The following is a 14,851-nucleotide window of genomic DNA, read 5'->3' on the forward strand; positions in this document are numbered from 1 at the left end:
TGCGACCCGCTCGGCCCAGGCCACCGGCAGGCTGCCCGCCCTGCCGGGGCCTTCGCCGGAAAACCTAGAGAATGCCGTACCTGTCCAACCAGGTGCGCAGCTGCGCGCCCTTGTGGAAATAGCGATTCTCTCGCTTGCCCATCGAGCGCTTCGACGAGAACGGCTCCTCCGCGAACTGCCCGTCGATGCGCACCCGGGACGCGGTGGTATCCATCAGGCAGACCCGCGCACCGTGACGTTGCAGGGCGAACTTCAGCAGCCGTTCGGAGTGGAGCGAGCGACCGGTCGCATCGCAGAAGTCCAGCATCGCCTCAGCCCTGCAGCCGTAGGCCCGGTATGCCTCGCGTCCGCAGATGGCAAAACGATCATTGAGACCGCCCCACCATTGCCAGTTCGGCACATAGACATTCCTGCGTCGCCGCTCCGGGTGGGCGAACACATACCCCGGCAACGGATCATGGAAGAAGATATCCGGGCGGACGTACACCACGAAGTCCGGGTCAGCCGGAGCCAGCAGCGACGTCACCTGGTGCAGGGAATTGAGCTGGTGGACCAGATTGCGGATCGAGCGAAAATCGTCTTTCCAGGTGTCCCCGCGCTGCTTGATTGCTTCGAGACTCCAACGTTCGAGACAGAGCTCCGGCTCTTCGATCAGGCCGGTCATGCCTTGGAAAGGGGTGAAATTCTCTTCGCCGAGCACCCCGGCCTCACCAGAGCGCGGGTTTAAGACCTGGCGCAGCCGATAGAGATGGTAGAAGCAGGACACCTGCGCGTCGGCGGGAAACGCCTGCAGGATGTTGCGCTGGATCTGGGGGAAACAGAGCTCGGAATTGCGCGGAATACCGAAGAAGGCAACGGCGATCTTCACGGTGCGACACCGGCGACAAGGCTCAACTGATAGCCGCTCATTTCCCTTTCTTCCCTCCGAAACGCCAAGGCCACCACCGGCGCTTGCCGGCGCTTTCCAGTGCAATTACACGCACACGGGATGAGTGCATCCAGGCGCGCTCGTAGTCCCATGCATGCCCTTTCCACAGGGTTCCCGCTTCGTTGGAAAATCCCAGGGCGAGCAGCTCGTAGGTATAACCCGGCCTGTCCAGCAGCCAGTCGAATACCACCATGGCATTGAAGCCGGTGGAGGGGCCGGCGAACGGCTTGCCGCTGGGACGTATGCGGGGATAGTCCAGCAGCGTCGGTAGCGGGATACGATCCTCGTAGACCGCCACACGGGGCAGCGCAGACATCGGGTTGACTACGCCCACCAATAGGGTGAAGCAGCGCTCCGGCGATTGCTCGTACAGCCTCGTGATGCAGGGACGGCAGGGCAATCCGAAGAAGTGGAAGTCCTGCCCATGATAGCCATGGACGAAAAGATTGATCGTCTCGGCGCTCAGCAATTCGGCTTTGACGGCGGTATTGAAGCTCACCACGACATCGCGAGGGCCAAGCGCCAGGGCGTCGAAATCCGCAGCACTGATCGCCGGGTTGTTCGCCACCAGGATGACTCGCTCGGCGCAGGCGAGCAGAGCCCTGAGCTCCGGCGGCAGATTGTCTTCCACCCACAGCGCAGTCCGGCGAATCTGGTTCACGGTTTCCCCTGGGCTGCAGCGCCACGGGGCGGATAATGCATCGACGTCATATCAGTCCACCCGGAAACCATACCGCACGCCAGCCCACCAACGGGTCAATGCACCGGGCATCGTCCAGCCCCGCATGGGCTCCGCAATGGCAGCCGCCAGGTCCTTGCCGACCCGGGCAAAGGTGTAGCGCTCCTCGACGAATGCCTGGCCAGCCTGGGCAATTCGCCGCGCCAGTTCAGGATCGGCCTGAAGCTGCCGGATCCTCTCCACAGCCTCGTCGACCGAGCGATAGAACACCACGTTGCGCATATCCTCGAAGCCCAGCAGGCGATCCTCCTCCCCCTGGCTCCATGCCAGCAGAACGCAGCCGCAGGCCATGGCCTCGAAATTCTTGATCATGAATTCGCCCATGCCGATATCGGCGCTGACGAAGATCGCAATGCGGTTGAGGGTCTCCAGGTACTCTGCCCCCGACGCGGTGCGAGTGATGAGCATCGGCACGCGCTCAGCAATGCGTTCCAGCATGTCCTTGCGCTGGCTGTACTCGCTGCTCTTCAGGCTGCCAAGGAAGCCGACCGGGATATCACGCTCGCTGCCGATGTTGCGCAGCATCTCCTCGTCATATCCCTTGGAGACGAATCGCACATCGATGCCTTCGCCCGCCAGGTGCTGGGCAACCAGCGCCCCCGACACGAGGATGCGCGCTCCCGGTAGCCTGTGCAGCAGTGCCGAATACTTGCCCCGATACTTACTACCGGGCATGTAGTTCTGGTAGGCGTCGTGTTCGAGGATCACTAGGTGGGGCAAACTGCGCAACACGGCGAGCTGCGGCGCCAGGCGCTTGAGGCGCGAGAAGATCACGATTCGGTTGAAACGACGAAAATCGGCAGCGATGAGGTAGGGGCCCAGGTTCATCTGCTGCGCCTTGCTCAGGCGATGAATCTCGCACTCGGAGCAATTGCTCTGGATGACCTCATAAAGACGATCGAGGATGACCCTCTGCTCGTCCATCACCATCAACATCACTTTCACGACGTGTCTTCCCGACATGGAAGCCGGCCCCTGGCGGAGCCGGCTGGAAACAACCTGGCGGACTCAGTCGGCCTGGCTGGCGGCGGTGCCGTCCTTGACCACCAGGATGTCCTGCATGATCAGGTACTGCAGGTCGGAGCCGTAGAACATGTTCAGCGCATCGGTCGGCGAGCAGATCATCGGCTCGCCACGGCGGTTCAGCGAGGTGTTGAGCGCCACGCCGTTGCCGGTGAGCTTCTCCAGCTCCTTCATCATGTCGTAGTAGCGCGGGTTGAACTCGCGCTTGAGGACCTGCGCACGCGAGGTGCCGTCCTCGTGGACAACTTCCGGCACGCGGGTTTTCCACTCCTCGTTGACTTCGAAGGTGAACGTCATGAACGGCGCCGGGTGGTCGATCTTGAACATCTGCGGGCCGACGGTATCGAGCATCGACGGGCAGAAGGGCCTCCAGCGCTCGCGGAACTTGATCTGCGCGTTGATGCGGTCGGCCACGCCGGCGATGCTCGGGCAGCCAATGATGGAACGACCGCCCAGGGCGCGCGGGCCGAACTCCATGCGGCCCTGGAACCAGGCCACCGGGTTGCCTTCGACCAGCACCTTGGCGATGTGCTCGGGGACGTTATCGATCTTGCGCCACTGCGGCTTGGCCTCATGGCGGGCGCAGGCGGCAATAACGTCTTCGTTGCTGTATTCCGGGCCGAGATAGACGTGTTCCATCTTCTCGACCGGCACGCCACGCTCCCAGGACACGTACGCCGCCGCGCCGACCGCGGTGCCGGCGTCGCTGGCCGCGGGCTGTACGTACAGCTCCTTGACCTCGGGACGGGCGATGATCTTCTGGTTGAGCTTGACGTTCAACGCGCAGCCGCCGGCGAAGGCGACCTTGCCGGTCTCGCGGATGATGTCGCCCAGGTAGTAATCCATCATCTCCAGCGCCAGCTTCTCGAACAGGGCCTGGATGCTGGCGGCATAGTGGATGTAGGGATCGTCGGCGATGTCGCCTTCACGCTTCGGACCAAGCCATTCGATCAGCTTGGGCGAGAAGTAGTAGCCCTTGCCCTTTTCCTTGTAGCGACGGAAACCGATGACGTTGGCGTAGTCGGTATTGATGATCAGCTCGCCATTCTCGAACTTGGCCAGGCGGGAGAAATCGTACTTGCTGGCATCGCCGTAGGGCGCCATGCCCATGACCTTGAACTCGCCATCGAGCATGTCGAAGCCCAGGTACTCGGTAATCGCGCCATACAGGCCACCCAGGGAGTCCGGATCGTAGAACTCCTTGATCTTATGGATCTTGCCGTTCTCGCCGTAGCCGAAGAAGGTGGTGGCGTACTCGCCCTTGCCGTCGATCCCGAGGATCGCCGTCTTCTCCTTGAAACCTGAGCAGTGGTAGGCACTCGAGGCATGGGCCAGGTGGTGCTCGACCGGCTGGATCCTGGTCTTCTTCAGGTCGAAGCCCAGCTGCTGCAGGCACCACTGGATGCGCTTGTAGTAGCGGTGGTAGCGGCGGTTGCCGAGCAGGATCGCGTCCAGCGCGCGGTCGGGCGCGTAGGCGTAGCGCTTGGCGTAGTGCCAGCGGGCCTTGTCGAAGATGCTGATGGGGGCGAACGGAATGGCCACCACGTCAACGTCGGACGGCTTGATCCCGGCCTGTTCCAGGCAGAACTTGGCCGACTCGTAGGGCATGCGGTTCTTCGCGTGCTTGTCGCGGACGAAGCGCTCTTCTTCGACGGCCGCGACCAGCTTGCCGTCGATGTACAGGGCGGCGGAAGGGTCATGGCTTACGGCGCCGGACAGGCCGAGGATGGTCAATGCCACAGGGTCTAGCCTCTTTCATCTGGGCGGGTGCCAGGCACCCGCGGTAAACGTTCGTCGAGCAGCTTGTGCAGTGCGCTGCCCTCTGGCCAGTTGCGCAGGAAGCGCGCACGGTCACGGGCATAGGCGCGGGCGAAGCTCGCTTCTCGCGAGTGGCGTTGCATGGCATCGAGGTCGATCAACGACCACTGCCCGCCTTCGCCCTGCTCCTGCCAGAACAGGTTGTGCCCCTTCAGGTCGCCATGGCTGATGCGCTCCCGCACCAGCGCCGCGAACAGTCTGTCCAGGGCTGCAAGGTCTGTTTCCGGCGGCAGGCCGCCCCCCTCCGGATGGTCCAGGTAGGGTTTGAAACGGGCGATTATATCCTGACCGGCCAGGTAATCGGTAATCAGGAAGGCCGGGCCGCGCAGCCACAGCCAGCGGCGCTCGATGACCGCCAGCGGACGCGGGGTGGCGATGCCGAGGAAGTCCAGGCGGTTGCCCTCGCGCCACGCCCCCCAGGCACGGCTGGGACGCCAGAAGCGCTTGAACCAGTGCAGCAGGTTCTTGATGTTGTAGCGCTTGACCACCAGCGGCCGGCCATCGAGCTCCACCCGAGCGACTGTCGCGGCACCGCCGGTCTTGTAGAGGTGCCCCCTGGCGATGAAGGTGTCGGGGTCGGCCAGCACTGGCTGCAGGCCCTCTTCCTGCTCGCGGCGCACCGCGCGCAGACCGAACGGCCCCTTGAACACGCTGAACAGGCTGCAGTCGCGGGCGATCTTCTTCATCAGGTCACCGACGCGCCAGCGCCGAACCCTGGCGATTTCCTTCTGCAAGGCCTCCAGCGGCAGCGCGTGCTCGCCATTGGCCAGCAGATAGTGGATCAGCAGCTCTTCGAGATAGGGATCGAGACTGGCCGGCAGCTGGGCGAAGAACACACCGAGGTTTTCCAGCACATGCTTGCGCGACAGCGGCTGGCCGGGGGTTTCCGCGCGGATGCCGGCGCCGTCGATGAGGTACAGCTTGCCGGCGTGGCGCAGCAGGTTGTCCAGGTGCAGGTCTTCCTGCCAGAGGCCCTTGGCGTGCAACTGGGCGATGGCGCTCAGCGCTTCGGCGATGACCGCGGTCTGGCCGTCGGACAGCAGCGGCTCGCCTTCCACGGCACGCCAGGCATCCCAGAGGCTCTGGGCATGATCGAGGAACTCGAAGAGCAGCCAGCCACCCTCGCCGTCCTTCAGCCCATCGGCCAGCAGCGCCGGCGTGGTCAGGCCCTGCTCGGCGAGAAGGCGCACCCCCTCGCGCTCGCGCTGGAAATGCCGCGCAGCCTTGCCGCCGACCAGCAGCTTGGCCAGCACCGGGCGGCCCCGCCAATTGGCAGCACCGACGTAGCGCTGGCCAGGCAATACCCGCAACAGGCTGTCCAGGCGCAGTTCGGCCGGGCCGGCGCCGTCCTCCAGTTCGATACGCAGCGGCAGCGCCGGCGCACGGCCGGCATCGCGCAGGGCGGACAGCCTCATGCGCGGTTTTCCTTTTTCTTGCGGCGCGCGCCCAGGCGGCGATACCAGTCGTCGACTTCGGGCCCGGTGGACGAGGTGCCCAGGTAGGCCGCCAGCAGATTGCGCACGTCGGTCTCGTTCCAGTCCGGCGCGCGGCGCAGCAGCGGCTCGAGGTCACGCACGCGGTCACGCTGGCCAAACCACAGCGGACGGGTCTTCTCGAGGTCGATCAGGGCCGCCTCGAAGGCATCGTCGGTTTCGCGCAGGAAGATGTGCTTGGGATAGAAGCAGCCGTGCATCTGCCCGGCTTCGTGCAAGCGACGGGCAAGCATGCCACAGGCGCGCAGGATCGCCTGGCGGCGTTCGGCCGGCAGGCTCGACCAGCCCTGCAGCAGGCTGTCCAGGGCACGCCAGCCGTCCAGGGCACGGGTCATCAGGATCGCCCGACGTTCGCCGCCCACTTGCCGCGCACCGAAGAAGGCTGCCTGCATCGAGGGGATACCCAGTTGGTGGTAACGCTGGATATTACGGAACTCGCGGCTGAAGGTCGGCTCGCCCAGCGGGCGTTTCAGGCTGCGGGTCAGGTGGTTGCTCTGGCGCTTGAGGTAGTAGGCGGTGCCGTCGAGCTCCAGGCGATAGACGCTGCTCCAGCCCCCACGCTCGGTGTTGGGCTCGTCGACAGCCACCAACTCCAGGTCCCACAGGGCGTCGAAATCGGCCAGGGCCTTGCTTTCCAGCAGGGCCTGGTCGTCGCTGGCGATGAAGTCCTTCACTCGCGTCCCTCGAAGAAATGAACGATGTGGCGGATGCGCTTCTTGTCCGATGCATTCAGGCGTTCGCGCCGACGGTACAGGAGATAGAAGCGCAGGCGCTGGGTGGCGGACAGCTGGCGCTTGGCGACCTTGTCCAGCGTCGCCAGATCCTTGGTGATCCGGTAGCGCAGCATGAAGCCGATCCAGAAGTCGCCGATCGGACAGTCGATGAAGTACACCGTGCCCTCCCCGTCGACCAGGATGTTGCGCCACTTCAGGTCGTTGTGGGTGAAGTGGTGGTCATGCATGGTCCGGGTATAGCTGGCCAACTGACGCATGACGTGCTCGACCCAGGCGCGATCCTTCAGGCGCGGATCCTTCTGCTTGGCCAGCGCATGCAGGTCCTCGGTGCCAACCAGCTCGCGGGTGATGATCGCACCGCGGGAGAAACCGCCGTGCTCCCGCTCCAGGCCGTAGCCCACCACCTTCGCCGTGGGAATGCCCCACTTGGCGAACTGCTTGAGGTTCTGCCACTCGGCCTTCACCCGGGGGCGTGGCAGGAAGCGGCGAAAGCCCTTGCCCGGCTTGCGGTAGCGCTTGACGTAGTAACGCACGCCCTCGCGCTCCACGCGCACGACGTCGGACATCGCATCCTTGGTGATGCGCTCGCCTTCCAGGGCGAACACGGCATCCAGGCTGCCGAAATCGGCGGCGAGATGCTGGTAGTCGGCTTCGAGTACCCAGCCGGCCATCAGAGCAGGTCTCCGTAACGTTGTTTGCGGTCGTAGAGCTTGGCTGCCTTGCGTTCCATCCACGCCAGCAGCGCGGCTTCCTCTCGGAGGATGTCACGCAGCGGACGCTGGAAGTAACCGCGCAGGAAGCGCAATTTGTCGCGGCGCGTAAGGCCGATGTCCAGCGCGGAGAAGTACAGCGCCGCCAGGTCCTTGTCGCGCCAGCGGCGTGGCGTGGCGTCACGGGTCTGGGCGCGGTGCAGGTCGATCACCGACAGGCGCAGGTCGTCGGCGCTGATCGGGCAATCGGTGTGCAGCAGGAAGTGGCAGATGTAGCAGTCGCGGTGGTTGACCCCGGCGCGGTGCATGGTGCCAACCATCTTCGCCACCTCGGCAATCAGCGCGCGCTTCAGGCGCGGCTCCGGCGGGGTCTGCAGCCAATCCAGCGAGAGGACTTCCAGGTCGGTGGTGGGCGCCAGCTCTTCGGTGATGATGAAGGAATGCTGCGCGGCCGGATTACCGCCGCGCTCGCCATAGGCCACCGAGGTCATGGTCGCCACGCCAGCCTGGTGCAGGCGCTCCAGGGCACGCTGTTCCTGGCCGGCGCCGAGCACGGGGAGCTTGGCGCTGAACAGGTTCTTGACGATTTCGCCCCAGCCGATGCCGCGGTGGATCTTGACGAAATAGCCGCGTCCCTCGACCTCGGTGCGCAGTGTGCGGCGACCTTCCAGCTCGCGATAGACCTTGCCCTGCAAGCGTTCGACTTCGACGAACGGGTCCTTGCCAGCCCATAGGCGCTTGAATGGCTCGTGCAGTTCGAGCTTCATGCGCGCTCCCGCAGGATCAGGTCGGCAGCGTGCTGCGGCATGCTGTAGAGGTCGGCGGTGTCGGCGAAGGCCAGGCCATTGCGCCCCCACTCCACGCGGGCCGCATCGTCTTCGAGCATCTGCTGGAGCATCGTATTCAGGCGATCCTGCTCGAACGGCGACGGCACCACGCGACCGGCCTGCGCCTCGTCGATGTAGTGGGCGTAGCCGCAGACGTCGGTGACCAGCACCGGCAGGCCGGCCACCAGCGCCTCGAGCAGCACGGTACCGGTGTTTTCGTTGTAGGCCGGGTGGATCAGCAGGTCGGCGCCGAGCAGGAAGCGCGGTATGTCGCTGCGGCCCTTGAGGATCTGCACATTGTCCGACAGACCCAGTGCCTTCACCTGCAGCAGGAACGGCTTGGGATCATCCTGGCCGATGGCGATCAGCCGGGTGCGCTTGCGCAACGGGCGCGGCAGTGCGGCCAGCGCCTTGAGGCTGCGGTCCAGGCCCTTGGTCTTGAAGCCGGAGCCAATCTGCACCAGCAGCAGGTCATCGTCACCCAGCTTGAACTCGCGGCGGAACTCGGCGCGGATTTCGCCCGCATTGGCGGGTGCACGACGATCCTGGGCGATGCCCGGCGGCAGCAGGTGGAATCGCGCCTCCGGGGTGCGGTAATGCTTGATGAACAGCGGTTGCTGCACCTCGGAGATCATCAGGATCTCGGTTTTGGACTCCGGCGCGAACACGGCGCGCTCGTAGTCGGCGAAGTGCTTGTAGCGGCCCCAGCGACGGTAGAAGGAATTGCGCAGGGTCTGCGCCTTGTCCTCGAAGCAGCCGTCGGCGGCGTAGTACACATCCAGGCCCGGCATCTTGTTGAAGCCGATCACCCGATCCACAGGAGCGCGCGCGAGGTCGGCGGCCAGCCAGGCGCTGAATTTTTCGTTGCGGCGATGGTTGAACAGCGACTTCACCGGTGCCACGCGCACGTCGAAGCCGGGCGGAACCTCGCCTTCCCAGATCGGCGTGTAGACGCGAATGGAATGACCGCGCTGCTGGCACTCCAGGGCGATACGCATGAAGTCGCGCTGCAATCCGCCGAACGGGAAGTATTTGTACAGGACGAATGCCAGGGTCATCGAAGCGTCTCCGGGGCCAGCAGCAGTGCCTCCAGCTGGGTCGACACACGCTGGGGATTCAGGCGCGTGAAGCACAGAGGCTGTTCATGCCGCAGGTCGAACTGGCGCTTGTCTTCGGCCGTCGGCTGGTAGGTGCAGTTCTTCTGCAGGCACGGTGCACACGCGGGCCAATCGCTGGCCAGGTGCACTTGCGAACGCCCGTAGGCGCCGGTGAGTCCCGGGTTGGTCGGGCCGAACAACGAGAGCGTCGGCACGTCCAGGGCGGCGGCCAGGTGCCCGAGGCCGGTGTCGACCGCCACACAGGCAGACGCGCCGGCCAGAACCTTGGCCATGCCTGCGAGGCTTAATCTGGGGAGTACCGAGGCGTTTTCCAAGCCCTCGGCCAGGCGCTCGGCGCGTTGCCGCTCGGCCTCGTTGCCCCAGGGCAGGCGGACTTTCCAGCCGCGCTCGCCCATGCGCTGGGCCAGTTCGCGCCAGTAGACCTCGGGCCAGTGCTTGGTCACCCAGGTGGTGCCGTGCAGGAACACCAGGTAAGGCTCGGCCTCCACCGCATCCAGCAGGCGGTTGCGGTCCAGGCCGTAGTCACCGGTCTTGGCCGGCAGCGGGTAGTCCAGCGCCTGGGCAAACAACTGGCGCACGCGCTCGACGGCGTGCTGTCCCCAGGCGACCGAATAGGTACGGTTATAGAAGCGACTGGCGGACGGCTCGCGGGCCGACACCTTGTCCAGCCCGGCAATCGGCGTCCGGCGGCGTGTGTAGCGGGTCAGCCAGGCGCTCTTGAGCAGGCCCTGGGCATCGATCACCAGGTCGTAGTCGACCTCCTTCAGGCGGCGTTTGAAGCGGCTCCACTCGCCACTCCTGATCGTCTGCCAGAGGTTCTTGCGCCAGCGGCGGATCGCCACCGGGATCACCTGGGCCACAGCAGGATGCCAGGCAGGGATCTCGGCGAAGCCTTCTTCCACCACCCAGTCGAACTGGATGCCGGGAATGGCGCGGGCGGCGTCGGTCAACGCCGGCAAGGTATGGATGACATCGCCCAGGGACGAGGTCTTGATCAGCAGGACCCTCATTCAGCGCTTTCCACATCCACCGGGTCGGCGACCAGTCGGTCCAGCGCTTCGAGCACCGGGCGCGGCTTCAGCTCGCGCAGGCAGTTGTAATGGCCGAAGCGGCACACACGATCGAAGCAGGGGCTGCACTCCAGGCCGAGGCGAACGATCTCCACCTGATCGGCCAGCGGCGGGGTGAACTGCGGCGACGTGGAGCCGTAGACCGCCACCAGCGGGCGATTCAGCGCGGCCGCCACGTGCATCAGGCCGGAATCGTTGGTGACCACGGCGCTGGCACAGGACATCAGGTCGATGGCCTCGGCCAGGGCGGTCTCGCCGGCCAGGTTGACCGACTCTTCGCGCAGGCCGGGGATCAGGCGCATGCGGATGTCTTCACCGCCGGGGTGATCGTTCTTCGAGCCGAATATCCACACCTGCCAGCCCGCGCGGATCTTCACTTCCGCGACCTTGGCGTAGTACTCGGCCGGCCAGCGCTTGGCCTCGCCGAACTCGGCGCCGGGGCACAGCGCCAGCACCGGGCGATCCAGGCTCAGGCCGAACTTGGCCAGCGCGGCCTCGCGGCTCTGCGGGTCGATGGATAGACGCGGCTGCGGATACGGTTGCGGCAGTTCGGCGCCCGGCTCATAGGCCAGGGCCATGAAGCGCTCGATCATCAGCGGGTAGCGCTCTTTATCCAGCGCCCGGATGTCGTTGAGCAGGCCGTAGCGCATTTCGCCCTTCCAGCCGGTGCGCTTGGGGATATCGGCGAAATACGGCACCAGCGCCGACTTGAGCGAGTTGGGCAGGAGGATCGCCTGGTCGTACTGGCCCTTGAGGGTCTTGCCGATGCGCCGGCGCGCGGCGATGTCCAGCACGCCATGGCCGAGCGGGAAGCTCAGGGCCTGGCGCACTTCGGGCATGCGTTCGAGGATCGGCCGGCTCCAGTCGGGCGCCAGCACGTCGATCACGCAGTCCGGATGCCGCTGCTTCAGACACTGGAAGAGTGTCTGCGCCATCACCATGTCGCCCACCCAGGAGGGGCCTACGATCAGAATTCTCATGCCTTTTCCAGAAACGACCGGGGAGGCTCTCGCCTCCCCGTACTCCATTCATCCCGCCGTGCGGCGCGCGCCCTCACGGTTGGGTGCCGAGCATCGAATGCCGGCAGTCTAGCCCAGCGAGCCTTGCGGCCGGGCGGATTTCGTCACTCCCTGTGACCTGGCGCAATGGCATCATGCGCCCCATTCCTGACATCTATACGGCTGCGCAAGCAACCGACAGCGCGGCCCGCTCCGGCGATCATCATCCCGCCGGATGCTGGCTACTTCATGGGAAATCGCAGCGAATCAGGTCAGCTCGAAGGCCTTCCACATCTGCATCACCATGCGACGTTCCGCATGGAAGTGATCGCCGCTCACCACGCCCGGCTGCTTCTGCAGGGACAATCGGTGTGCCGCTGCCCGGTAGGCCTTGTAGGCATCCTGCAGCTTCAGGACATCCTCGCCGGACATCAACCCGACCCGCTCCAGCGCTTCCAGAATGCGGATATTGTCGGTGAACTCCACCAGCTCCGGGTGCTGCCACGACCAGGCCAGGGCCGCGTATTGCACCATAAATTCGATATCGACGATACCACCGGCATCCTGCTTGAGATCGAACGGGGCCGCGGCCTCGAAGGCATTCGGCGCGGTGCCGGCGGCCGTGCTCGGGGTACCGAGGTTGTCGCGCATCTTGGCGCGCATCTCACTGACCTCCTTGCGCAACTCGGCCAAGTCGCGCTGCTGGCCCAGCACCTTCGCGCGGATCGCCTCGAAGGCGACCGCCACCCGCTTGCAGCCGGCCAGTACGCGGGCGCGCACCAGCGCCTGGTGCTCCCAGGTCCAGGCTTCGCCCAGCTGATAGGCCTCGAAGGCGTGCAGCGAACTGACCAGCAGGCCGGACGCGCCACTCGGGCGCAGGCGCATGTCCACCTCGTAGAGCATGCCCGAGGGCGTCTGCGCGGTGAGGAAGTGAATGATCTTCTGCCCCAGGCGCGTATAGAACTGCGCCCCATCGATGGGCTTGGCGCCGTCGGTCTCGCTTTGCGGGTCGCCGTCATGGATGAACACCAGGTCCAGGTCCGAGCCGTGCCCCAACTCCAGGCCGCCGGACTTGCCGTAGCCGATGATGATGAAATCCGGATCGCAGGGCGTGCCGTCGGCGCGCGTCGGCCGGCCGTGGCGCTGCACCAGCTGATCCCAGGTCAGGCTCAGCACCTGCTCGAGGATCGCCTCAGCCAGCCAGGTCAGGTAGTCGCTGACCTTCATCAGCGGCAGGGTGCCGGCGATCTCCGAGGCGACGACACGCAGGGCATGGGCCAGTTTGAAGTGACGCAGGGTTTCCATCTGCTGTTCGAGGTCGTCCTCGGGGATGCGCATCAGCCGCTCGCGCAACTCGGCGCCCAGTTCGGCGGCCTGTGGCGGTCGGAACAACCGCCCTTCATTCAACAGCTCATCGAGCAGGATCGGGAAGCGGGCGATCTGCTCGGCCACCATCGGACTGGCCGCGCAGAGCGTCAGCAGGCGCTCCAGCGCACCGGGGTTCTCGGTGAGCAGCACGAGGTAAGCCGAGCGCCGCGCCACCGCCTCGATCAACGGCAGCACACGCTCCAGCAGCACATCCGCCGGACCGCGCTCGGCGATCATGTTCAGCAGACGCGGCATGAAGGCATCGAGCCGCTCGCGCCCCAGGCGCTGCATGGCACGCACCTGCGGACCGTTGCGCAGGTCGGTCAGGCGCTTCCAGGCAGCCGCCGGCTGGGCGAACCCGGCATCGGCGAACTGCCGGCAGGCGGACTCCTCGTCCACCGCCTCTTCCCACAACGGAATCCACTCGCCACCGATGGTGGTATCGACCTGGCCTTCTTCATCCTCGTCCGGGTCGGCGATGACCTGGCGGAAATGCCAGTCGATGCGGTCGCGCCATTGATTGGTGGCCTGGTGGAAGGCCGACCAGTTGGCGAAGCCCATGATGAAGGCGACACGGATACGCTCGAACTCGTCCTCCGGCAGCATCTGCGTCTGGCGGTCGGCAATGGCCTGCAGAGCATGCTCGGCGTAGCGCAGGAACTCGTAGCCCTCGCGCAACTCGGCGACCACCTGCGGCGGCAGGTAACCCTGCCCTTCGAGAATCGCCAGCACCCGCAGCAGCGGTCGCTGCTGCAGGCTGAGGTCACGGCCGCCGTGGATCAACTGGAAGGCCTGGGCAATGAACTCCACCTCGCGGATGCCGCCGGCGCCCAGCTTGATGTTCTCGCTCATGCCCTTGCGCCGGACTTCCTGCTGGATCAGCTGCTTCATGGTGCGCAGCGCCTCGATGGCGGAGAAGTCCAGGTAGCGGCGGTAGACGAACGGACGCAGCAATTCGAGCAGGCGCTGGCCGGCGTCCTGATCACCGCCGACCACGCGCGCCTTGATCATCGCGTAGCGTTCCCAGTCGCGCCCCTGGTCCTGGTAGTACTGCTCCAGCGCAGCGAAGCTGTGCACCAGCGGGCCGCTGGAGCCGTAGGGACGCAGGCGCATGTCGACGCGGAAGGCGAAGCCCTCGACGGTGATCGCGTCCAGCGACTTGATCAGCTTCTGCCCCAGGCGGGTGAAGAACTCCTGGTTATCCAGCGCGCGCTTGGCGCCCTGGGTTTCGCCGCCCTCGGGGTAGCCGAAGATCAGGTCGATGTCCGAAGACAGGTTCAGCTCGCCGGCCCCCAGCTTGCCCATGCCCAGCACGATCATCTTCTGCGGCAGGCCCGAGCGGTTGCCGATGGGCACGCCGAACTGCTGGCAATGGCGCTGGTAGAGCCAGGCCAGGGACTGGTCGATGCAGGCGTCGGCGAGGTCCGACAGGTCACGGCAGGTGCCGGCAAGGTCGCTGCGGCGGGTCAGGTCGCGCCAGATGATGCGCACCTGCTGACGCCGGCGGAAACGACGCAGGCGGCGGCCCAGTTCGTCCTCGTCAGCGCAATCGATCAGCAGTGCCTCCAGTTGCGCGCCCATTTCGCCGGGCTGCAGGGCACGCTCGAGCTCCCCGGTCGCGGCCAGCGCCAATAGAAAGGCAGGATCGCGCTGGACCTGCTCGGCGACGAAATCACTGCCGGCAGTGACGCGGGCGAAATCGGCATGCCGCTCGTCGGACCAGGCATCGAAGCTGGCGATCTGATCGGGGGACAACGCGGCAATGGCAGTGCGGAAATTCTGCTCAGCCCGCTCGGCAAGGGGCTTGAGGGTAGCCGGCAAAGCGGCCAGGGACGGCAGGCTCATGGTCTATCCTGAGTGGTCGGCGAGGCGCCGGCATTCCTGTCTTTTCGCGCCCCTGTAGTTTTACTACTAACTTTTTCTGGCGGAGGGATGTATCCGCTGGCGATTTGTAGTAAAACTACAACCCGCCGGGCGTACCCCCGGAGCACTTCCAAGAATTCGCCGCGTCGCCCACGAGGTTGG

General features: G+C 65.4%; 12 protein-coding genes. All 12 read right to left on the minus strand.

Features of this window, described 5'->3' with window-relative positions:
- Positions 1 to 64: 64 nt before the first annotated feature.
- Positions 65 to 868, minus strand: a complete 804-nt coding sequence (locus AC1ZV1_RS27295; protein WP_484294481.1) for a hypothetical protein — start codon at positions 866 to 868, stop codon at positions 65 to 67.
- A gap of 37 nt (positions 869 to 905) precedes the next feature.
- Entirely contained in the window at positions 906 to 1,589 is a 684-nt protein-coding gene (locus AC1ZV1_RS27300) for a hypothetical protein (RefSeq protein WP_484294482.1), read from the minus strand.
- A 51-nt stretch (positions 1,590 to 1,640) separates the two neighbouring features.
- Positions 1,641 to 2,612: a glycosyltransferase family protein gene (locus AC1ZV1_RS27305; RefSeq protein WP_484294483.1), complete on the minus strand. Its 972-nt coding sequence runs from the start codon at positions 2,610 to 2,612 to the stop codon at positions 1,641 to 1,643.
- 63 nt (positions 2,613 to 2,675) lie between these two features.
- Complete coding sequence (locus AC1ZV1_RS27310) at positions 2,676 to 4,430, minus strand: carbamoyltransferase family protein (RefSeq protein ID WP_484294484.1); 1,755 nt, start codon at positions 4,428 to 4,430, stop codon at positions 2,676 to 2,678.
- A gap of 5 nt (positions 4,431 to 4,435) precedes the next feature.
- Entirely contained in the window at positions 4,436 to 5,923 is a 1,488-nt protein-coding gene (locus tag AC1ZV1_RS27315; RefSeq protein ID WP_484294485.1) for a lipopolysaccharide kinase InaA family protein, read from the minus strand.
- Positions 5,920 to 6,675, minus strand: coding sequence for a lipopolysaccharide kinase InaA family protein (locus AC1ZV1_RS27320; RefSeq protein ID WP_484294486.1), 756 nt, complete (start codon positions 6,673 to 6,675; stop codon positions 5,920 to 5,922). The genes AC1ZV1_RS27315 and AC1ZV1_RS27320 overlap by 4 nt, the downstream gene beginning before the upstream one ends.
- Positions 6,672 to 7,406 carry a lipopolysaccharide kinase InaA family protein gene (locus tag AC1ZV1_RS27325; RefSeq protein WP_484294487.1) on the minus strand — a complete coding sequence of 245 codons (735 nt, stop codon included), beginning with the start codon at positions 7,404 to 7,406 and terminating at the stop codon, positions 6,672 to 6,674. The genes AC1ZV1_RS27320 and AC1ZV1_RS27325 overlap by 4 nt, the downstream gene beginning before the upstream one ends.
- Positions 7,406 to 8,212: a lipopolysaccharide core heptose(I) kinase RfaP gene (gene rfaP, locus AC1ZV1_RS27330; protein WP_484294488.1), complete on the minus strand. Its 807-nt coding sequence runs from the start codon at positions 8,210 to 8,212 to the stop codon at positions 7,406 to 7,408. The genes AC1ZV1_RS27325 and rfaP overlap by 1 nt, the downstream gene beginning before the upstream one ends.
- Entirely contained in the window at positions 8,209 to 9,330 is a 1,122-nt protein-coding gene (locus tag AC1ZV1_RS27335) for a glycosyltransferase family 4 protein (RefSeq protein ID WP_484294489.1), read from the minus strand. Before AC1ZV1_RS27335 ends, rfaP begins: the two co-directional genes overlap by 4 nt.
- Entirely contained in the window at positions 9,327 to 10,400 is a 1,074-nt protein-coding gene (gene waaC / locus AC1ZV1_RS27340) for a lipopolysaccharide heptosyltransferase I (protein WP_484294490.1), read from the minus strand. Before waaC ends, AC1ZV1_RS27335 begins: the two co-directional genes overlap by 4 nt.
- Complete coding sequence (gene waaF / locus AC1ZV1_RS27345) at positions 10,397 to 11,440, minus strand: lipopolysaccharide heptosyltransferase II (RefSeq protein WP_484294491.1); 1,044 nt, start codon at positions 11,438 to 11,440, stop codon at positions 10,397 to 10,399. Before waaF ends, waaC begins: the two co-directional genes overlap by 4 nt.
- Before the next feature lie 285 nt (positions 11,441 to 11,725).
- A complete protein-coding gene (glnE, locus tag AC1ZV1_RS27350) occupies positions 11,726 to 14,671 on the minus strand; it encodes a bifunctional [glutamate--ammonia ligase]-adenylyl-L-tyrosine phosphorylase/[glutamate--ammonia-ligase] adenylyltransferase (protein ID WP_484294492.1) in 2,946 nt (981 codons plus the stop codon).
- Between the last annotated feature and the right edge of the window lie 180 nt (positions 14,672 to 14,851).

It is taken from the genome of Pseudomonas sp. BB438 (assembly GCF_057180225.1).

What these genes read in the sequence shown, in the direction of transcription:
- AC1ZV1_RS27325 (WP_484294487.1), bottom strand. Translation starts at nt 7,406, where the DNA reads ATGGCCGGCTGGGTACTCGAAGCCGACTACCAGCATCTCGCCGCCGAT.
- waaC (WP_484294490.1), bottom strand. Translation starts at nt 10,400, where the DNA reads ATGAGGGTCCTGCTGATCAAGACCTCGTCCCTGGGCGATGTCATCCAT.
- glnE (WP_484294492.1), bottom strand. Translation starts at nt 14,671, where the DNA reads ATGAGCCTGCCGTCCCTGGCCGCTTTGCCGGCTACCCTCAAGCCCCTT.
- rfaP (WP_484294488.1), bottom strand. Translation starts at nt 8,212, where the DNA reads ATGAAGCTCGAACTGCACGAGCCATTCAAGCGCCTATGGGCTGGCAAG.
- AC1ZV1_RS27315 (WP_484294485.1), bottom strand. Translation starts at nt 5,923, where the DNA reads ATGAGGCTGTCCGCCCTGCGCGATGCCGGCCGTGCGCCGGCGCTGCCG.
- AC1ZV1_RS27335 (WP_484294489.1), bottom strand. Translation starts at nt 9,330, where the DNA reads ATGACCCTGGCATTCGTCCTGTACAAATACTTCCCGTTCGGCGGATTG.
- waaF (WP_484294491.1), bottom strand. Translation starts at nt 11,440, where the DNA reads ATGAGAATTCTGATCGTAGGCCCCTCCTGGGTGGGCGACATGGTGATG.